20 protein-coding genes are annotated in these 17,841 nt (G+C 64.5%); 8 read left to right on the forward strand and 12 right to left on the reverse strand.

Annotation, left to right across the window (positions count from 1 at the left end; genetic code table 11):
- Positions 1-48: 48 nt before the first annotated feature.
- On the reverse strand, positions 49-942 hold the full coding sequence (locus tag QUG03_RS02550; protein WP_500819277.1) for a hypothetical protein: 894 nt from the start codon (positions 940-942) through the stop codon (positions 49-51).
- A 215-nt stretch (positions 943-1,157) separates the two neighbouring features.
- Complete coding sequence (soxR, locus tag QUG03_RS02555; protein ID WP_227105420.1) at positions 1,158-1,652, reverse strand: redox-sensitive transcriptional activator SoxR; 495 nt, start codon at positions 1,650-1,652, stop codon at positions 1,158-1,160.
- A 72-nt stretch (positions 1,653-1,724) separates the two neighbouring features.
- Here soxR and QUG03_RS02560 point away from each other — a divergent pair, with 72 nt between their 5' ends.
- Entirely contained in the window at positions 1,725-2,735 is a 1,011-nt protein-coding gene (locus QUG03_RS02560; protein WP_253315162.1) for a questin oxidase family protein, read from the forward strand.
- A 1-nt stretch (position 2,736) separates the two neighbouring features.
- Here the strand turns inward: QUG03_RS02560 and QUG03_RS02565 are convergent, their stop codons facing one another.
- The 10 genes from QUG03_RS02565 to QUG03_RS02610 form a co-directional block, all read right to left on the reverse strand.
- Positions 2,737-3,258 carry a hypothetical protein gene (locus QUG03_RS02565; protein WP_107800848.1) on the reverse strand — a complete coding sequence of 174 codons (522 nt, stop codon included), beginning with the start codon at positions 3,256-3,258 and terminating at the stop codon, positions 2,737-2,739.
- Complete coding sequence (locus QUG03_RS02570; RefSeq protein WP_146176733.1) at positions 3,255-3,950, reverse strand: oxygen-regulated invasion protein OrgB; 696 nt, start codon at positions 3,948-3,950, stop codon at positions 3,255-3,257. The genes QUG03_RS02565 and QUG03_RS02570 overlap by 4 nt, the downstream gene beginning before the upstream one ends.
- A complete protein-coding gene (locus QUG03_RS02575; protein WP_500819278.1) occupies positions 3,907-4,494 on the reverse strand; it encodes a type III secretion apparatus protein OrgA/MxiK in 588 nt (195 codons plus the stop codon). Before QUG03_RS02575 ends, QUG03_RS02570 begins: the two co-directional genes overlap by 44 nt.
- Positions 4,487-5,242 (reverse strand): EscJ/YscJ/HrcJ family type III secretion inner membrane ring protein, encoded by a 756-nt coding sequence (locus tag QUG03_RS02580; protein ID WP_500819279.1) that lies wholly within the window; start codon positions 5,240-5,242, stop codon positions 4,487-4,489. The genes QUG03_RS02575 and QUG03_RS02580 overlap by 8 nt, the downstream gene beginning before the upstream one ends.
- Complete coding sequence (sctI, locus tag QUG03_RS02585) at positions 5,239-5,544, reverse strand: type III secretion system inner rod subunit SctI (RefSeq protein WP_500819280.1); 306 nt, start codon at positions 5,542-5,544, stop codon at positions 5,239-5,241. The genes QUG03_RS02580 and sctI overlap by 4 nt, the downstream gene beginning before the upstream one ends.
- A 42-nt stretch (positions 5,545-5,586) precedes the next feature.
- Complete coding sequence (locus QUG03_RS02590) at positions 5,587-5,838, reverse strand: type III secretion system needle complex protein (protein WP_500819281.1); 252 nt, start codon at positions 5,836-5,838, stop codon at positions 5,587-5,589.
- Between the two features lie 17 nt (positions 5,839-5,855).
- Entirely contained in the window at positions 5,856-7,037 is a 1,182-nt protein-coding gene (locus QUG03_RS02595; RefSeq protein ID WP_107800843.1) for a PrgH/EprH family type III secretion inner membrane ring protein, read from the reverse strand.
- A 192-nt stretch (positions 7,038-7,229) separates the two neighbouring features.
- Positions 7,230-8,012 carry a hypothetical protein gene (locus QUG03_RS02600; protein ID WP_500819282.1) on the reverse strand — a complete coding sequence of 261 codons (783 nt, stop codon included), beginning with the start codon at positions 8,010-8,012 and terminating at the stop codon, positions 7,230-7,232.
- Complete coding sequence (gene iagB, locus QUG03_RS02605) at positions 8,009-8,473, reverse strand: type III secretion system invasion protein IagB (RefSeq protein ID WP_304502823.1); 465 nt, start codon at positions 8,471-8,473, stop codon at positions 8,009-8,011. The genes QUG03_RS02600 and iagB overlap by 4 nt, the downstream gene beginning before the upstream one ends.
- Positions 8,470-10,164 carry a HilA/EilA family virulence transcriptional regulator gene (locus QUG03_RS02610; RefSeq protein ID WP_227105410.1) on the reverse strand — a complete coding sequence of 565 codons (1,695 nt, stop codon included), beginning with the start codon at positions 10,162-10,164 and terminating at the stop codon, positions 8,470-8,472. The genes iagB and QUG03_RS02610 overlap by 4 nt, the downstream gene beginning before the upstream one ends.
- Positions 10,165-10,777: 613 nt before the next feature.
- Between QUG03_RS02610 and QUG03_RS02615 the strand changes: the two genes are divergently transcribed.
- From QUG03_RS02615 to QUG03_RS02645, 7 genes are all read left to right on the forward strand, one after another.
- Positions 10,778-11,179 (forward strand): hypothetical protein, encoded by a 402-nt coding sequence (locus tag QUG03_RS02615; protein ID WP_500819283.1) that lies wholly within the window; start codon positions 10,778-10,780, stop codon positions 11,177-11,179.
- Positions 11,180-11,237: 58 nt separating this feature from the next.
- On the forward strand, positions 11,238-13,841 hold the full coding sequence (locus QUG03_RS02620) for a hypothetical protein (protein WP_500819284.1): 2,604 nt from the start codon (positions 11,238-11,240) through the stop codon (positions 13,839-13,841).
- A 51-nt stretch (positions 13,842-13,892) separates the two neighbouring features.
- Positions 13,893-14,735, forward strand: a complete 843-nt coding sequence (locus QUG03_RS02625; protein ID WP_500819285.1) for an IQM protein middle domain-containing protein — start codon at positions 13,893-13,895, stop codon at positions 14,733-14,735.
- 168 nt (positions 14,736-14,903) lie between these two features.
- A complete protein-coding gene (locus tag QUG03_RS02630) occupies positions 14,904-15,326 on the forward strand; it encodes a TcdA/TcdB catalytic glycosyltransferase domain-containing protein (RefSeq protein WP_500819286.1) in 423 nt (140 codons plus the stop codon).
- On the forward strand, positions 15,323-15,802 hold the full coding sequence (locus QUG03_RS02635) for an InvB/SpaK family type III secretion system chaperone (RefSeq protein WP_500819287.1): 480 nt from the start codon (positions 15,323-15,325) through the stop codon (positions 15,800-15,802). Before QUG03_RS02630 ends, QUG03_RS02635 begins: the two co-directional genes overlap by 4 nt.
- Positions 15,803-15,815: 13 nt before the next feature.
- Positions 15,816-16,640, forward strand: a complete 825-nt coding sequence (locus tag QUG03_RS02640) for an IQM protein middle domain-containing protein (protein ID WP_500819288.1) — start codon at positions 15,816-15,818, stop codon at positions 16,638-16,640.
- 60 nt (positions 16,641-16,700) lie between these two features.
- Positions 16,701-17,834 carry a hypothetical protein gene (locus QUG03_RS02645; RefSeq protein ID WP_500819289.1) on the forward strand — a complete coding sequence of 378 codons (1,134 nt, stop codon included), beginning with the start codon at positions 16,701-16,703 and terminating at the stop codon, positions 17,832-17,834.
- The last annotated feature ends 7 nt before the right edge of the window (positions 17,835-17,841 follow it).

Below are 17,841 nucleotides of genomic sequence, written 5' to 3' on the forward strand. Positions count from 1 at the left end.
GATGAGGGAAGAGAAGCCGGCCGCGCGCGGCGGCCGGCGGCATGGTGCTTACTGTCCGGCGTTCAGCTTGGCGCGCAACTCCTGCATCAGCGCGGCTTGCGGGCCCGCCGGGGCGGATGGCTCATCCAGCCAGCCTTGCAGCAGCGCTCCGCCAATCGCGGGCATGGTCTTGGCCAGTTGGAGCTCGGTCATCTGCCACAGCGGCGCGGAAACCTCGATGGAGGTTTTGCTGAACGCGCTGCCGGTGCCGGCGTCGGCATGGCGATGGCTCAAGGCCAGGGTGCGCATCGCCGCGCTTCCGCACTGCTTGAGCGGCCCTTCCGGCAATTGCGACAACATCTCGCGGTGCAGGCGGGTGACGTCTGCGCCGCTGGCGTGCAGCGCGTGCAGGTCTTGATCGCTGGGCAGCGGCAATTGTTTCAGGGTGTCCTTGATGAGCGCGGCAATCTCGATGTGGCTGAGCGAGTCCGGCGCCATCTCTCCATTCGCCATCTGTTGTTTCACGTTCTGCAATTTCTCGTGCGATGCCGGCACGCGGAAGGCGCCGTCCATATTGCGCTTATCCGCCAGGCTGGCCTGGAACGTGTCGCACAGGCGGCAGAAATTGGCGGCGAACGACGCGGTGAGAGGAGACACGGGCGCTTGCTGCGCGCTGGCCGCAGCCGGCTTGGCCTGGCCTGTCAGCTTGCGCACCCAGTCCGGGATCGCGCCGAAGAAGCGGGCGACCCGGCCGCTCAGCGGCTGGAAGAAACGACGCACGTCGGACAGGCATTCGCTCAAGACCGCATGGGCTTTGCCGCGGCTTTCGGCGCTGTCGTCTATGCGCACCGGCTTGCCCTTGAGGCTGCCGGTCTGGGCGACGGGGGTCTCCGGGGCCTGGGCAGGGGCGTGCGAGGGGCTGGCGTTGGGCCGGACGGAGGGAAAGCCGAGAGGCAATAGCATGGTGGCGCTCCAGTGGCGTTGAAATGGGCGCTATTACACCGCGCCGTTGTGACAGCGGCTTTCAGGAAGCGCTCAGAACCTGTTTACGATCTGCTGCGCGTCGGCGGGATGGATAGAAATGGGCGTTGAAACCAAGCTCAAAATGCTCATGTACCACGTGTTCTCAGTCGCAACGCCTTGTCTCGCTCTTGCACGCGAGACTTTAGAACAGGCGTTCAGCCCGGTTGTTGGCCCGGCGCTTCCGCCGGCGGTTCGCCTATCAGGTAACGCGGTCCGTCGCCCAGGCTGGCCGCGCAGTCGCCGGGGTTGTACAGCGCGCACTGGCTCAGAGACAGGCAGCCGCAGCCTATGCAGTTGCCCAGCCGGTCGCGCAGCCGGGTCAGTTCGTCTATGCGCTGCTGCAAACGCGGCAGCCAGTCCGCGGACAAGGCCTCCCAGTCGCGCGGGGTCGGCGTGCGCTGGCTGGGCAGCGCGGCCAGCGAACCGCGGATGTCGTCCAGGCTGATGCCGACGATCTGGGCGGCGCGGATAAAGGCGACGCGGCGCAGCGCGTCGCGCGGGTAGCGGCGTTGGCCGCCGGCGGAGCGGGCGCTGTGCAGCAGGCCCTGGGTTTCGTAGTAGCGCAGGGCGCTGGCGGCGACGCCGGAACGGCTCGCCAGCTCGCCTATGCTGAGCCAGGGAGAGGGTTTGGCCATGGGGGCGACGGGCATGCGCGGACTCGCTTGACTTAAAGTTGACTTTAACTTTTATCGTAAGCGCATGGATTTTTCAAGGAGGACGCCATGAACGCGCCAAGCCGTCACACTGAACTGCATGCCTTGTTGGACGCCAACCATGAGTTTTCGCTGATGCACAGCGACACCACCAACCATTGTCCGATGGCGCTGACCGCGCTGGCGGAAATGGGAGCGGAGCCGCATCAGCTGCGGGCATTCTTCGACTTCTGGGAGAGCGAGCGCGCCGAGCCGGCGGAGCCGGTGGAATACGATATCGGCTGGGGCCGCTGGGACGCGGCCTTGGGGCGGCTGGACGCCTTCCCGGCGCTGCTCCGGGTGATGGAGGAGCGGGTGGCGGCGCGCGGGGTGGAGGACACCGCGCGGCAAGTGTTGGCCAGCCTGCCGTTCTCGCCGGGCGGCGGCGCCTTCCACCCGCTGATCCGCCTGGCTTTCGCCCTGCGCGCCGGCCACGCCGGCGAAGCGGCGGCGGGGCTGGCCTATTATCTGAGCGGCTATCTGCGCCTGCCCGCCGGCCTGGACGCGCAAGCGCCGGCGGATTCGGCGGAGGACGGGCTGGCGCGGCTGTCGCGGGCGCTGGCCGGCTGGAACAGCCCGGATTACTGGATACACGATCGCTTCGACGCGGTGCTGGCCGATCCGCGCTTCGCCGCCGCCTTGCCCAGTGCGCCGCAAACGCCGGACTGGCTGGACGCGCTGGCGCGGGCGGCGCTGCGGGTGTACTGGCAGACCGACAACTTCACCGCGCTGCACATGGTGACGGCGACGCTGGCGCTGCGCGACGTGCTGGAGCATCTGCCCGGCTTGCCGGCGGAGGATTGGTACCCGGCTTTGTGGCAGACCTTCTGCGTCGCCTATGTGTCCATCGGCGCGCCGGCGCTGGAGGCGGAGGAACTGCCGGACGCGCAGCCGGCCTGGCCCTTATTGCTGCAACGCGTGCTGAACGTGCGCAACGAGCATGTGATCAAGCTGGTGTACGCCTGCCATCGCGAGTTCCAGCGCAGCGGCGACGCCTTCTACCACGCGGCGGCGGCGCGGGCCTTGTGGGACGCGGTGTGAATCACCAGTCTTCCATCTCCTTGGGCACGCCGCCTGACATGATGGCGTCCTGCATCCATTGGGTCATCATGCTTCCGATACCCATATTGCTCACCAGCGATGTCAGTAATGCGGTGTGCAGCGGCGAGTTCTCGTCGATCTGTTCCAGCGTGCGCTGGATCATGTCGTTCTTCTGCTTCAAGGTGGTGAAGGCCAGTTCGCCGGTGGCCGGGTCTTTGAAGTCGCGCAGCAGCTTGCCGACGGCGTCGGCGTAGCGCTGTTTGTCTTCTTGCGAGTCGGACGCCGGCGGCGGCAGCCCGTGCAGCGCCGCGAGGAAGGCCACCGCTACCGGGTCGGACTGGAAGTCCGGCCATTTGTGCGGCGGCTCCACCGGCTTGGCGTCGTCGGTCTTTGGCGTGTCCGTCGGCGGCGCGGCGTCGTCGGCGTTTGGCGCCGCGGCCAGCAGCCGTTGCTGCAGCGGGACGATGTCGTCGCCGGCAGCGGCGGCGCGGCCGATGGCGGAAGGGGTCAGCGAGGGGATCATTCTGGGCTCCTGTCTACGGCGGTCAAGGCCGCCAGGTCTTGTTCCAGTTGCGCGATCAAGCCGCGCAGCGCCTGCTCCGACAAACGGCGGCAGTCCTGAGGCAAGGGCTCCAGGCATTGCAGCAACTGGCGGCTGGCCGGCTCCACGTATTGTTCCGGCGAGAATTCCGCTGCCTGGTCCGCGCAGCGCATCATGAAGCGCGTGTCGGCGTGATAGTCGATCTGGATGGCGCCGGGCCAGTTTTCCGTCAGCAGCGTCATCAACTGCGGCTGCAGCGCGCGGGCGCGCTTGGGCAGCTGCAGATAGAGGGTGGCGTCCGGCTGATCCAGGCCGCGCAGCCATTCGTCCAGCAGCAGCAGCAGGGTGTCCGGATGGTCCACGGCGGCGCTCAGCATGGCGCGGGCCTCTTGCTCCAGCCGCTCGCGCCAGTTCCAGGCCATGGCCTGGCCGGCGGCCAGATGGGCGGCCGCGTGTTCCAGCGCGGCGAGCATGCCTTGCTGATAGCCGTCCTGGCAGGCTTGCCGGCGCAGGGCTTCGGCCTGGCGCTCGGCGTCGCGCAGCACGCGCTGCGCCTGTTGCCGCGCCTCGCGTTCCAGCTGATCGGCGCGTTCGGCTCGGCGCAGCTGGCCGCGGCGCACCAGCACGCCTTCAGCGGCGGTCGGAGGGCGGGATGTGGGGATGTCTCTGGGCATGTTGTAGGGCCAAGGTCAGAATCAGGGCGTCGGCGGGCGGCTGCGGCGGCGCGGCGTCGGCCTCCGGCGGGAACTGCAGCGGCAAGCGTTGCGCCAAGGGGCGCGGCAGACGCTCGCGCCAGGCCTGCAGGCGGCCGTAGCCGGTCAGCAGCAGCGCGCCGTGGCTGAGCGCCGGCCGCTGCGCGGCGGCGGCGTCCGGCGGCAGCGCCACCGCGGCGAAGTCCTGCGCCCAGTCCGGCAGCCGCAGCAGGCCCGCCTGCCAGCCCAGGCCGGCGCGCAGCGCGTGGCAACCCAGCAAATAGGCGGTTTGCGGCAAACGCCGCCAGTGGCGCAGCCATTGCCGCGCCAGCGGGTCCAACTGGGCGTCGGCGCAGTCGCTGTCCAGCCGGTAGGCGGAGATCAGCAGCTCATTGGCCGCCGCGCGCGCGGCGGCGGAGGCGGTCAGCGCCGGCGGCAGAACCAAGCGCCGCGGGTGCAGATAGGCCAGCGGGTCGTACAGCAGCGCTTGCAGCGCCGGCGAGCGGGCCGCGTGCCGGCTACTCATGTCCGGCCTGCGGCTCGGCGGCCGGCGGCTGCGCAACGGGTTTGGGCGCGCGGCGCTGCCACAGCCAGGCCGCCGCCGCGCCCAGGAGGGCGATCAGCGCCACGCCGGCCATCAGCCAGCTCAGGCCGGAGCCGCGCTCTTCCGCCGGCGCGGTGGGCGCCTGCTGCTGCGCCTCGCTGCGCCGCGACAGCACCACCGAGATATTGTCGTAATCGATGTCGGTGAAGCTGTTCTTCAGGAAACGCTTGATGTCGTTGACCATTTGCTCTGGGTCCACGTCGCGGTCGTACACCGCCAGCGCGGACAGGTGGATGGGTTTGGCGGCGCGGCCGCCTTCGCCGGAATCCAGGTCGTAGCTGACGTGCACGCGCGCGGACAGCACGCCGTCCATGGTTTGCAGCGACTGCTCCAGCCGCTGCTCGATGGCGGAGTACAGCCGCGCCTTTTCCGCGCGCGGCGAGGACACCAGCGAATCCGCCGGGAACATCTGCGCCACTTCCACCCGCGGCCGCGACGGCAGGTTGTAGGCCTTCAGCCAATCCACGGCGGCGGCGAAGTCCGGCTGCGCCACGGCGATGCTGAAGCCGGTCTTGCCGCGGTCGGTCTTGTCGGCCTCGATATTGTGGCGCTGCAAGACGGCGATCACTTCATTGGCCTGCTGCTGATCCAGGCCCTTGAGCAAGTCCTTCTGCTGGCAGCCGGTCAGCAGCAAGGCCAGCAATACGGCTTTGAAACCATGGCGGATCATGAGCGCAGCAGGCTTTCTACCGCGCCCACGGTCTTGCGGGTGAGGGTGCTGATCATGGACACCTCCAGATTGTAATTGGAGGTGCGCTGCTGCAGCTCCATCAGCATGGCGGGGTTGCTCAACAGGCCCGGCTGTTCCAGCCGTTGCAGGATGGCGTCCTTCTCCATGCCTATATCGACGGCGTTTTGCGAGAAGGCCTGGATCAGGCGGTCGTCCAGCGACACGAGATTGTGCTCGGAGCGGGTGATGTCGCTGACCTGGGAGGTCAGCGCATCCAGCGAGCGGGCGGCGATGGGGGTCATGGGCAGGTTCCAGGAGCGCCGGCGCGTGGCCGGCGCCGGGGTTTAGCGGAAGTTCTGGATGATGGCCGCGTCGATGTCCTTGAACACTTTGACGGTGTTGGACTGCGCGTTGCGGTACAGGTTGTACTCGGACAATTTGCTCTGGTAGTCGGCCAGGATCTTGGGGTTGGACGGGTTCTTGTTCAGGTCGTCCAGAGCCGTTTTCAAGTCGGCTTGTAGTTGCGTGACGCCTTTGTCGAATTCGCCGGACATATCGCTGAGCGTCCAGTCTTTGGAAGGGAGGTCGATTGCCATGGTGGTTTGCCTTTTATTTACAGGGGTTTGGGGAAGTACCAGTGGCCGGTCGCCATCTTGACGTAACCCTGGTTGCCGTACTTGAAGGACTTGCCCTTGAGCCAGTCGTCCTTCAATTCAATGGCGAATTGCACGTAGCGGCCGCCCCACTGGCGGTAGTAGTCGTCGACGAAGCGGCGCGCGCGTAGCAGCTCGCCATCGTCCAGCGCGCCCTGGATCACGAAGGTGACGCCATTGGGCTGCTCGCTCCGGGTGAAGGGCAGCGCCTGGCGCGACAGGCCGGTTTCGGCCTGGCTCGCGGCGGCGGCGTCGTCCACCGGCACGATGTCCACCGCGTCGGCGTAGGGCATCTGCTCGGCCAGCCGCTGCGACAGCGCCTGGCTGGCCGGCCCGCCCAGCGCGGCGCGCTGTTGGCTGACCCACAGCTGCGGCCGGCGAGGGTTGTCCAGCTGCAAGCGGTAATAGGGCAGGTGGGGGTAGTTATCCGCCAGCCAGCGGCCCATGCGTTCGTTTTCCTGCTGAGGGCTGAGCACCTGCGCCGGGCGGTTGTAGTCGCCGCGCGCCAGCACTTGCCGCGCCCAGGCGCTGTCGCGCTCATTGGCGGCGGAGACGTAGAACACGCCGTCGCGGCCGGGCAGCACCTGGAAGCGCTGGCTGTCGCGTCCCAGCAGCGCGTTCAATTCCGAGGCCTGGCGTTGCGGGGTGTTCCACAGCCAGTAGCCGCCGCCGGCCAGCAATAGCGCGGCGATCACCGCCAGCGCCACCGCGGCGGCGGCGTGGCGGCGCGCCGGTTTTTGTTCCGGCGGCGGCGCGTCCTGGCCGTGGCCCAGCACTTCCGGCGACCAGGACAGGTGCTCCGGCCGCAAGGCCAGTTCCAGCGCGCCGATGCGCAGCGGGCGGTTGAATTCGGCCGGACGCTCGTCCACGCCGGCGTCGCGCAGTTCGCGCAGCGTCACCCGGTCGGGTTCGGCGCGGTCGATCAACACTTCGAAATTGACCCCGCCTTGCTCCAGAGGAATGAACAGGGCGTCTGCCGGCAATTCCGGCAACTGGCCGGCCTCGGTCAGGGCGGCGGCGGGGCCGACCAGGAACAGGGTCTTGCCCGGCTGCAGCAGGAATTCGCAGCCGCGCAGCGGGCTGTTGAGCAGGCGGACCACGATGGGCGCCGGCGCGGAGAGAGTGATGTCTTCAGCTGCCATGGTGTCTGTCGGTGAGTGCGCAAGGTTCTGCGATGTTGGCATCCACTTTACGGACATGCGGAGACGGATTCCTGATGGAAAACCGATGAAATCTCGGGAGGGGAATCAGATTCGGGGAGGAGGGAAAAAGCATGGCGGCGTGCCGCGGAAGCGGCGGCCGCCATGTAAAGGGGGATCGGGAGAGCTGCGGAATTACCGCAGCTGAGCGCTGGCGGCCCGCGCCGCCATTTTTTGCTGTCGCTCTTTCAATTCGTTGATGAGCTCCGCTCCCGCCGGCGAGGCGGCGGAGGGCTTGGAACCCGGCTCCTTGCGCAGTTTTTGGCTTTGTTCGTCGCGCAGTTGCTGGATATCGGCCGCGCTGGCCGCCGCGATCTTGTTCCAGACGCGCGCCGGGCCGGCCGCCGGGGCCGCCGCGTTGACGGGCGGCGGCGGCGGTGGGGGAGGCGGAGGCGGCGGTGGAATCTGACCGGGCTGCGTCGGCTGCGGCGCGGCGGCCAGGACCGGGGCTGCTGGCGGGGCTGCCGCGGCCGGCGCGGCTTGTACGACGGCGGCCGGCGCTTGAGGCGCCTTGGCCGGGGCGCGCTTGCCGGCGGTGTCCGCCAGTTTCTGCTCGAAACCCTTGAGCGCCTCGGGCGTCATGCGTTGGCGCAGCAATGCCATCGGGTCGCGTTTGGGCGTCGGCGCGGCGTCGGCGCGGGCCGGGCCGACGTCCGCCAGGGGCGCGGGCTGCTGCAGTTTGGCCATGGGCCGAGCCGACGTTTCCGCGCGGGCCTGGGGCGCGGCTTGCTGGAAAGCTTGCCGCAGCAGGCCTACCGAGCGGCCGGGCTGCGCCGTGCGCGGCGCGGGCTGGGGCGCAGCGCCCTGGCTGACGCCGCGCAACTGGGCGGTCCAGGCCGAGGAGGGACTGGGCTTGGGGGCGGTGGGCGGCGGCGTCGCGGACAGCGCGCGCGGGGCGGGAGAAAGCGAGCGAATCATGAGAGCTCCTTGCTTGGGGGTGGGGCGGCTTGGCGCAGCTTCTGGTAGCGCCGCCACACTTGCTCGGCGTAACGCATGCGCAAGGCGCGGCGGCTGGGCGCGGTGCCGGCGTTGTAAGCGCCCACCGCCTCCCAGGAATAACCGTAACGTTTCATCATCTCGGCCAGGATGGAGGCGCCGACGACCACGGACAGACAGGCGTCGCCCATCAGCTGCGGTTCGGTGACGCCCAGCTGGCGCAGCCGCGGCAGATGGGTGCTGTTGATCTGCATCAGGCCCAGGTCCCGGCTGCCGTCGCGGTTGCGGCCCACCGCGTCCGGCTTGAGCCCGGACTCCTGCTGGGCGATGGCGTAGAGCAAGTCCGGCGCGATATTGAACATGCGGCCGGCGCGATCCCAGCAGTCCGCCCGCGCCGCGCCGGCGCACAAGAAGAGGGCGGACAACAGACAGACGCGGATCACGCCGCCTCCGGCTGGCAGGGCTGAGCGTGTTCCGCCAGCTCGCTCAGTCGCGGATCGTGGCGCCAGGCTTTGATCCACAGATAGCCTTCGGCCTGCAATTGGCGCCAATGCTGGACCGCGGCCTCCGGGCCCTGCGCGGCCAGGATCAGCGGCAGCAGGCTGGAGCGCACCTGGCGGCTGTCTACCTTGGCGAGGAAGGCGCGCAACGCCGGCAGCGCCGCGTCGCCGCGACGGCAGTAGTCCACGTAGCTGTGATTGAGGGCGAGCAGGCCGGCTTCCTCGCCGGAGTCGCGCACCGCCTGCACCAGCTCGTCGGCTTGCGCGTGCTGGCCTTGCAGCCCCAGCAGCAGCGCCAGCACGCTTTGCAGCACCGGGTGGTTCTGGCCGTATTGGCAGAGCTGGCGCTTGCCCAGCGACACCGCGTCGTCGATGCGGTGTTCGTAATAGGTCAGCCACAGCTTCAGAATGCTGGCGGAGATGCGCGAGGGGTCGCGTTCCAGGCAGGCGTCCAGCGCCTGCTGCGCCTGGGCCAGCTTGCCGGACAGGAATAAATGCCAGGCGTGGTAGTAATGGATGTCGACGGCATCCGGCGCCAGCAGCCGCGCTTGCTCGAACAGCGCCTCGGCCACCGCTTGCTCCGAGCGCATGCTGCTGAGCAAGGCCAGCAGTCCCAGCGCCTGCGGGTTGGCCGCGTCCAGTTCCACCGCCTTGTTCACCGCCTGTTGCGCCTGGATCAGCGCCTGGGCCTGGTCGAACAGGCCCAGCTGGGCCAGGGTCAGATAGCACTCGGCCAGGCTGCAGTAAGGCAGCGCGTGGCTGGGGCCGGCGTTGACGCACTGGCGCAGCAGCATCAGCGCGCGACGCAGGCTGGACGGGGTGTGCTGCTGCAGTTCGTGGCGGCCGTTCAGATAGGTGATGGCCATGTCCAGCGAGCCCAGCTCGTTGTTCTGGCCCTGGTTCCAGCGCAGGCCAGGAATGCGTTGCGGCAACAGGCTGGCCAGCCGGGTTTGCAGCGCGGTGATCGGCTGTTCCGGGCTCAGCTCTATGCTTTCATGGTGGATCAGCTGATGGCCGGCGGCGCGCACCAATTCCACCCGCAGCTTCCAGACGCCGCCTTGCTGCAGGGTCTGGCCGGCCAGGTAGTAGTCCGGGCGCAGCTGATCGATCATCGCCACGATGTCGGTGACGTCGCGGCAGTTCTGGGTGATGGTGGCCGGCAGCACGATCAGGCCGAACGGCGAGTAGCGCGACAGGCATTGCACCAGAGCGTTGTGCAGGCTGACCGCGTCCAGCTGCGGATGGGTGCGGAAGGGCAGCACGGCCACCGAGCATTGCGCCGCCAGCGGCGTGGGTTTGGACACCATGGCCACCGGGCGGCTGAAGCGATAGCCCTTGCCGTACACCGTGTCGATATAACGGCAATCCTTGGTTTCCAGCAGGATGCGCCGCAGCGCGTAGATACAGCGGGTCAGCGACTCTTCGTTGACTTCGCCGTCCGGCCAGACGCGGTCCAGCAGCGCGTCCTTGCTGACCAGCTCTCCCGCCGCTTCCAGCAGGGTGGTCAGCACAGCCAGTTCCTTGGGCGGAATGCTGATCTGCTGCTCGCGGTGCAGCAGCATGCCGTCGAAGTGAAGGACGAAGTCGCCAAAAACAAATTGCCTGTTCATGAAGCCATCTTTATGTAACGCCATCTTCTAGTTCCTCTTGCGCGCACGGCGCAATAGCGCATGGCGGACCATGCGGATCGAGTCGACCAATGCTGCGACTTGTGTGCTATTCCCCGTAGCATCGCGGCATGTCGGCGTGTTTTTTGTTCGGTGGATCTGTTGGGTGATTTGCGCTGGTTCTTGGGGCCGGCTGCGGATTCGCATCGCGCGGCGTGTGTCCGCCGCTTCCCGCCCGCTGTCGCCTGGAATTGCCAGTGTCGTCAACTGGCGCTCAAAGCCTTTATCCGGTCATAAAAACAGAGAGAGTGGATGGTACTTTTGCCGCCGAGGGCCAGCTTGCAAAAAATGTTCAGCGAATGACATGGTCTTGTTTGTCCTGTTGTTATGTCATCGGGTTGTTAGGGAGGTTTTTGATTTCCTTCGCATAAATTGATGTATGTAGGAATACTACGTGAGGGAGTGCTTGCTACAAATGGGAAAACTCTCAAAAACGAGGGGGCGGCTCGGACGAGGCCGCGGCCGATTTATGCAAGTTCGGTTACCGGCGTTGGGGTAGTTTGACGCTGTCGCCGAGCATGCGCCGGCGGCCCCTCATCACCGTTGTTCTGGCCTCGCCGCCAAATCAGGAGCGTTTGAAATGTCTTTTAATGTTTCGTCGAAGCCGACCGCCAATTCCCCCCGTTTGGCGACGCTGTCCGAGCCGCAGCCAGGCGCGCCGTCCGCGCCGGCGCAGAGCCCGTTCGCGGCCGCGCTGCGCGGCGGCGGCATGACGGCGCAGGCGCCGGCTGTCGAACAGAAGCCGGCGTCCAAGCAGGCCGACGCCTGGCAGGCCGTGATAGCCGAGCTGGCTCGGGACTGCGCTAAATATTGCGATTTGGCGGCCCAGGGCGTGAAAGACGGGACAGTCAGTCCCGAGGCGCGCGGGCAATTGCAGGGGCTGCTGCTGGGCTGGGCGGAGATGGGGCGGGAATTGCAAGCGGAAAGGCCGTCGCCCTTGGCGTTGGCCGCGAACTTGAAAGCCGGCAACGGCGAAAACTAGGCAGTCGCTCCGGGCCCGGCCCGGCGTTTGAGCCGCGATGCGGCGCGAGGAGGCATCCATGTTGGACACAGTTGCAAGCGGGGCGGGTACGGTGCGGTTGCAGGGCTTCCGCCGCTTATCGGAATCTTCGGCGCCGCGGCCGGCGCAGGGCCTGGCCGCCGCCTTGAGCGGCGCGCGCGGCGCGGCGGAACGCCGCGTGGAAGACGCGCCGCCGGCGCGCGGCAGCCAGGTGGTCCTCAGCGACGACAAGCTGCGCTTGCGGCGCGAAGACTTGGGCCAGACCCTGCTGGCGATGAAACGCGAAGCGTATCGCCAGGCGGAGCCGGAACGCTCGCGCTGGCCGCGCTGGGTGCAGGCGCTGAACATCCTGCCGCGCAGCCACGCGGTGGCGCCCAAGACGGTGGCCATCGTGGAAAGCTTGCGGCAGAAATTGGCGGCCGGCGACGCGCAGACGCCGCTGGACATTAAAGAATGCGCGCGGCTGTCGCTGGACATGGAAGCGCTGGCACGCGCGGCGACGCCGGGCAGCCCGCTGGCGGAACTGGGCCAGCGGCTGGCCCTGTTGGGCCAGGCGGCCTGGGCGCAGTTGGCGCGGACGGAGGCGGAAGCGCAGCTGCTGCCGCAATTCCAGCGCTTTGATCAGCCGGGCGCCAGCCAGGAGCGCAATGTCGGCGCTTCGGTCGGGGTCGGCCTGGGATTGGGCGAGGCCGGCGCCGGCGCCAAGGCCACCTTCAGCGTGGGCCTGGCCTGGAGCCGCGGCATGGACAACGACGACGAAGGCTTCGTGTTCCAGAACCAGGGCAAGGCGGTGTCCGCGCGCGCCGGGATTCAGGGCGGCGTCGGCGTCGCCTCCTTGTCCGGCGCGGTGGAGGGGCGTCGTCAACGCACGCGGGCGGTGGAGTACGCCAGCTCCCGCGCCTTCGTCAAACTCAAGGCGGACCAACTAGCTCACGGCTCGCGCCGAGACACCCTGGGCGTCAGCGCCCGCACCGCGGTGGGCGCCTTGATCCGCTTGTTCCGTCCCGGCCACGGCAATGAATTGCGTCAGTATCAGCAATTGCAACAGCAGGCGGCGGATCAGCAGCAGCGGCTGGGCGTATTGCTGGGCTGGCTGGGGCAGCGCGACAGCGCCGCGTCCCTGCCCGGCGCGCAGACGCCCTATCTGCCGCCCAGCACGGTGGACAGCGTCAAGGGCAGCGCCTCGGCGCGCGCCGAAGCCGCGGGCGTCGGCGTCGGCGTTGGCGCGGCGGTGGAGCGCATCGACATCCAGGCCGACGCGCTGACCCCGATCTGGCAAGGCCTGCGCCAGGAGCAGGGCGCGGCGCGCAACGCGACGATTGCGCAACAGCGGCTGGCCGGCATCGAACAAAAAGCCGCCGCGCTGATGGGCGCGGACGCGCGCAATCATCCGCTGAGCTGGCTCAGCGGCGCGCAGAGCATGGCGGCGCTGCGCGAACAGACGCCGGAGCGGCTGCGCGACGCCTCGGACGGCCTGCGCGCCGAATTCGAACATTTCTGCGCCGTCGCCCAGCAATTGGACGCCGGCATCGGCAAGCGTCAGGGCGGCGCGGCGGTGGAACGCTCCATCCAGGCCGCCTGGCGCGCGGGAAGCCGCGAGGAAACGCTGGCCAATATGGCGCTGGCCCACGCCGCGCTGACCCTGAGCGCGGCGGGCAAGGGCGACGAGGCCTTGTTGCAGAGCCTGGACGAGCTGGCGCCTCGGCTGTACGCGCCGCCCGTCCGTCACGACGCGGCGGCGCTGGCCAAGCGCACCAGCTTCCACGATGTGCTGCGCCTGCAGATCCGCGACCGCAGCGTCGCGCTGGATCTGGGCGGCGCGCTGGGACCGCTGGGCCTGAAAGCGGAAGCCTCGCTGACCGAACGCACCCGGGTGCATCACAATCCGGTGCGAGCCGGGGATTACAAGGACGTGAGGATCAGCCTGTCCGGCAATCTGAGCGGCTCTTGGCCGCTGGACACCTTGCGCGACGCGCTGAGCGCGCAGCTGGCGCCGCATGGCCTGGCCGCCGAAGTGCCGGCGGCGCTGGCCGGCCTGCAAAGTTCTGCGGGGCTGCAAGGCGGCGGCGCGCTGACCCTGCTGCTGCGCTTTTACCGGCCGCAATACCAGACCCAGGCCGATTTCCCGGCCGAAGCCGCCGGCTTCCGGCTGCAACTGAGCCGGGTCAGCGCCAGCGGCAACCTTGGCCTGTCCGCCTCCGGCGGCGTGCCGCTGCAGCCGGGCGTGTCCCTGGAGCTGGGCCTTAACGCCGGCGCTTCCGCCACCGCGGTGCTGGGCGAGCGCTGGGGCGACAACAGCCTGAGCGCGCCGCTGATGCATTATCTGCACCTGAAGGCGGTGGACGAGAGCGAGCGTTGGCCCGCGATGAGAGAGGCGCAGCGCCCGGCGCTGGAAGCCTTGTGCCGCAAGCTGGCCGAGCCGGGCTCGGCGGTGCGGCGGGAGGCCGATTACTACCTGCGGCGCCAGGGCGCGGACGGCGCGGATTTCTTCGCCGCGATGGAAGCTTACGCTGTCGGCGGCTCCAGGCCCGCCGGGGACGCAGCGCTGAAGGAACTGGACGCGATGATGGAGCGCCAGCTTCCCTTATGGCAGGCGGACAAGCAGAGTTTCGCCGGTTGGGAAGAACTGCCGCTGGCGCGCTAGCGGCGGTGGATTCTAGCGGCGGTGGATTAAAGATGAAGAGGATCAAAGCGCATGAGAATCTCGGCTAGTGGCGCGGCCATGCCGCCGCCGCGACCGGAAGCGACGCCGACGGCGGCGCCCAGCCGGCTGGCGCAGGCCTTCAAGGGCGTCGACAGCGTGGGCGAGCCCGCGCCGCGGCCCTTGGAGCGCTTCCGCGACATCGCCCGTTTCGTCGCCGCGCTGATGCCCAAAGAAGGCGAAACCGGACTGGTGGACGAAGAGTTGCGCGAGGCGCGCGACCCTCGCCATCGCTACCGGGAGTACGCACAGCCGGCGCACCGGCAATGGGTGGCCAGCGGGGACAGCGCCAGGGAAAACTTCTTCGCCTGGATGGACGCCCGCCCGCAGCTGGAAATCAACCTGGCCAAGCCGGGCCAGCTGCCGCGGATGGCGCGCTTGGGCGACGCGCCGCAAGTCAGCTATCTGAGTGAGGCCGCCGCGCTCCAGCCCTATCTGGCGGAGGTGGCCGACGGCGTATGGCGGCGGCCGGACGGCACGGCTATCGACACCGCCGGCTCCAAGGGCAAGCTGGGCATGCCCGGCTACGCCATCCTGGTGCTGGACCGGGACGACAGGCTGTTTGTCCACGACGCGGTGCTGGGGCGGCTGCACCATACCAGCGCCAGCGCCGGCAAGCCGGTGCGGGCAGCGGCGATGATAGAGCTGCGCGAGGGCAAGGCCAGGTCGCTGGTGTTGTCCTCCGGCCACTATATGAGCGATCTGGACGATCTGGAGCGGCTGCTGGATTTTCTGAACGGCAAGATGGATCTGTCGAAACTGGCGGTGCTGGCTCCGCATGAGGACCGGGCGGAACTGGCCGAGGTGCTGGCGCCCTATCGCCAGGCCCGGCACTGAAGCCGGGACGGTTTCAGACGCAAGCGGCGCGCCAATTTGGCGCGCCGTTTTTTTTATGTCAGCTCGGCGCCCGCGGCTTAGGTGAGCGCTTTTTGGAAGTGCTTGATCTTGGCTTGGATTTAAATACTTCCGACTGTTTTATTTTCTTAATTTTCAGGAGTCGCAGACATGATGCTGAATTCAGTCGGAGTTCGTCTGCTTCAAACCTCATCCTCCAATGCCGGCGTGGAATCGGTGCAGGCCAGCAAGCGTTTTGCTCAGGTTTACGATAAGAGCGATTTCAAGGCGGTGTCGTCGGAAATCCATATGGTTTGGCTTGGCTCCAAGCCTGGCGACAGCCAGCAGAAATATCTGCGCGGAGGGTTGGAGAAAAACCCGAACAGCACGGTGAATTTGTGGGTGGATTCGAAACGATTCGGCGCTTACGCGGTGAATAAGGAAGTCCGCGAACAAGTGAATACGCTATTTCCGGATGCCAAGCAATATCAGCAGGAAAAACAACTACGCGGCTTGTTCAGTCAATTGAAGGCCAGCTTGCAGTCTGAGGACAAACCACTGGGCCGTGCGGTGCAGAAAAAGGAAATGCCATGAGCGAAAAAATGAATGATCAAACCCACTCCTTGGGCAGGTCGTTGAATTCTGTGACCTACAGTTCATTATCATTCTCTCAGAATATTCATCATGAACTTAGTTCGTTGGTTCGCGATGCACTGACCGAGCTGGGCGTTTCAGATCAATTGTTGCATGGTTTTGACTCACACTCAACCATAGCCATTGATCTAAATGAAGGGCTGTCTATTAATATTTCGCTGGTTGACGATCGCCTCTTCATTTGGTCATTTATCCCGATTGGTGAGGAGCTGTTGATAGACAATGCCAGGCACATCATGCCTGTTCTCACAACTGTAATGGAATATGTTGAAACGGGCCACTTAACATTGGGTAAGTGCAATGATGGTTTCGAATTAAAAGCATTGATTAACCCGAGTGCATTGCTTGAAAATAAATTCAGTGAAGTTATTTATGGTTTTTATGGCGCGCTAAAGATTGTGTCTAGCCACCGATGAGGAAGGATGTTTAATGCTGGAAATTAAAGTCAATCACATCGCCCAGGTCGGCAGATGCCAAGCAGAACAGCAGGGTGAGCCTCAGTTACTGCCGGTTAAAACAATAAAAAACTCCCCAGGCATGGTGCGTTTCAAAGAAGCCGCACAATTCATTATGGAAATGATGCCAAGAAAAAGCTGTGGGGAAGCAGGTGCTAATCCAAAATACTGGCTGGAAATTAAAGATCCGAAGCATCGCGATAGGGTTTCGTTGAATGGTCTTGATGCCCAGTCCGGTGCATTAAGCGCATGGCAGGAAGACGCTAATAGCAAGGTTGGGCTATTCCCGTGGATTGATCAGCATCCCGATGTTGAAATCAATACGCTCAAGAATAAACCTAAGCATCCTCTGTCGCAGGATGTCGGCTATATCAATTATCTATCCTCAGATCAAGCCGCTAATTATCGGGTAACGCTTTCACAGGGTGAATGGAAAGTAGGGGGTAAATTATTAGATACGACACATCTGCCAGGCAAGGCCGGGATGGAGGGCCACGCTGCCATTGTTGTCCATCGCGATGGAAATATCTTTGTCCATCCATATGAAAAAGGCAAATGGCAACATACTTCGACGACAGAAGGTAAGCCGGTTTTATCAGCGGGCATGATACTCATTGCACAGGGAAAAGCGAAATCATTTCATCTGGATTCCGGCCACTATATGCCGCAGCGGCCTCAGCTAGAACATCTTTTAGCTCGATTGGCGGCGCAAGGCGTCAATATTGACGAGCTCGATATCCACGCCAAGTCTATCGCGCAGGGTGATATAAAAGCGCTGGTGAGGAAGTATTCTGGTTGATGGTGTTGTTTGCCAGGTGGGAGTTTAATAATACAAACACATTCTATTAGGATATAGATAATGATCCAAGTTCAAACATTGCATCGTTCTACCTCTATTACGCCGACTGAGCAAAGTCATCAGCGCAATCAGTCCCTAAATGTGCGGGCAGTGCACAATACTCAAAACTCGCCGATGCACAGAACGCTGGACATCTACGGTATAGATGATAATCGGAAAGCGTTAAGTCAGCTAAATCAGGATAAATACCATGTGTTGATTAAAAAAGACCACTCAGGTAATTCTGATTTAACCCACGGTGCCTATGTGTCCAAACAGGGTGAGGATGGCTATGGCAACTTTAACTGGTTAAATCCAAAGGGGCTGATGAAATATCAAACCCCAGATGTCGCTGTTATCAGCTTTACGAATAAAGATCAGTTAACACAGCTTAGCGAGACCTACTCGAAGACTCCCTTGCCGGATTTTCTCACCAAGGTACTTAATGCAGAGGCCTGCCTAGATACTGATCTTTATCGCCGGAATGAGCGTCTGGCACAGTTTGTTTCGCCAATTGACAGCACGCAACATGGATATCTCATTAGTCCCAATACACCGTACTGCGATGCAAAAGTGTTGGATGCCTATGTCAACGCTCCCGAAACACTCAAAAATAGCAAACATGGCATCATCTTGTGCACCTACGCGATTCATCCGGGTATACAGTCCTCATTTCTGGAATCGAGAAATCATCAATCAGGCCCTGAGAGGCTTGAGGCAAGCCAGAAGACGCCACAAAAGATGATTGATGAAAAAACACAGATTGACTCCTTGACCAGCATTCTGAGTTTAAAACAAGAGCATCTTCCGCAGCTCGAAAAATTGCGACAAGAGACAGTGCAACATCTTCGAAATGTATATGCTGTAAATGAACATGACAATACCAGAATGTTTTTCCATTTTCCCGTTGCAGAGAAAACCGCCACGCTTCACTTGCACACCTGGGTAAACAAAGGCGATCACCCGCTGAATGAACCAAGGTCTTTCGATCTCGACGCGATTATTGCGCATCTTAAGTCCGGGAAAGAGATTAGCGATATTGTTCTTGACCGAAACGGGGGGAGTTATTTTTTGCCGACCTCAGATTCCATTAAGGATATTAGCGGTATTCCATTTAAAGGCGTGCACGACAATGTTCTAAATCTGCCTTTGTAATATTTAT

The sequence above is a fragment of the Chromobacterium sp. CCUG 30098 genome, from assembly GCF_059916605.1.

Coding starts and splice junctions, on each gene's coding strand:
- QUG03_RS02550 (WP_500819277.1), bottom strand. CDS start 942: ATGCTATTGCCTCTCGGCTTTCCCTCCGTCCGGCCCAACGCCAGCCCC.
- soxR (WP_227105420.1), bottom strand. CDS start 1,652: ATGCCCGTCGCCCCCATGGCCAAACCCTCTCCCTGGCTCAGCATAGGC.
- QUG03_RS02560 (WP_253315162.1), top strand. CDS start 1,725: ATGAACGCGCCAAGCCGTCACACTGAACTGCATGCCTTGTTGGACGCC.
- QUG03_RS02565 (WP_107800848.1), bottom strand. CDS start 3,258: ATGATCCCCTCGCTGACCCCTTCCGCCATCGGCCGCGCCGCCGCTGCC.
- QUG03_RS02570 (WP_146176733.1), bottom strand. CDS start 3,950: ATGCCCAGAGACATCCCCACATCCCGCCCTCCGACCGCCGCTGAAGGC.
- QUG03_RS02575 (WP_500819278.1), bottom strand. CDS start 4,494: ATGAGTAGCCGGCACGCGGCCCGCTCGCCGGCGCTGCAAGCGCTGCTG.
- QUG03_RS02580 (WP_500819279.1), bottom strand. CDS start 5,242: ATGATCCGCCATGGTTTCAAAGCCGTATTGCTGGCCTTGCTGCTGACC.
- sctI (WP_500819280.1), bottom strand. CDS start 5,544: ATGACCCCCATCGCCGCCCGCTCGCTGGATGCGCTGACCTCCCAGGTC.
- QUG03_RS02590 (WP_500819281.1), bottom strand. CDS start 5,838: ATGGCAATCGACCTCCCTTCCAAAGACTGGACGCTCAGCGATATGTCC.
- QUG03_RS02595 (WP_107800843.1), bottom strand. CDS start 7,037: ATGGCAGCTGAAGACATCACTCTCTCCGCGCCGGCGCCCATCGTGGTC.
- QUG03_RS02600 (WP_500819282.1), bottom strand. CDS start 8,012: ATGATTCGCTCGCTTTCTCCCGCCCCGCGCGCGCTGTCCGCGACGCCG.
- QUG03_RS02610 (WP_227105410.1), bottom strand. CDS start 10,164: ATGGCGTTACATAAAGATGGCTTCATGAACAGGCAATTTGTTTTTGGC.
- QUG03_RS02615 (WP_500819283.1), top strand. CDS start 10,778: ATGTCTTTTAATGTTTCGTCGAAGCCGACCGCCAATTCCCCCCGTTTG.
- QUG03_RS02620 (WP_500819284.1), top strand. CDS start 11,238: ATGTTGGACACAGTTGCAAGCGGGGCGGGTACGGTGCGGTTGCAGGGC.
- QUG03_RS02625 (WP_500819285.1), top strand. CDS start 13,893: ATGAGAATCTCGGCTAGTGGCGCGGCCATGCCGCCGCCGCGACCGGAA.
- QUG03_RS02630 (WP_500819286.1), top strand. CDS start 14,904: ATGATGCTGAATTCAGTCGGAGTTCGTCTGCTTCAAACCTCATCCTCC.
- QUG03_RS02635 (WP_500819287.1), top strand. CDS start 15,323: ATGAGCGAAAAAATGAATGATCAAACCCACTCCTTGGGCAGGTCGTTG.
- QUG03_RS02640 (WP_500819288.1), top strand. CDS start 15,816: ATGCTGGAAATTAAAGTCAATCACATCGCCCAGGTCGGCAGATGCCAA.
- QUG03_RS02645 (WP_500819289.1), top strand. CDS start 16,701: ATGATCCAAGTTCAAACATTGCATCGTTCTACCTCTATTACGCCGACT.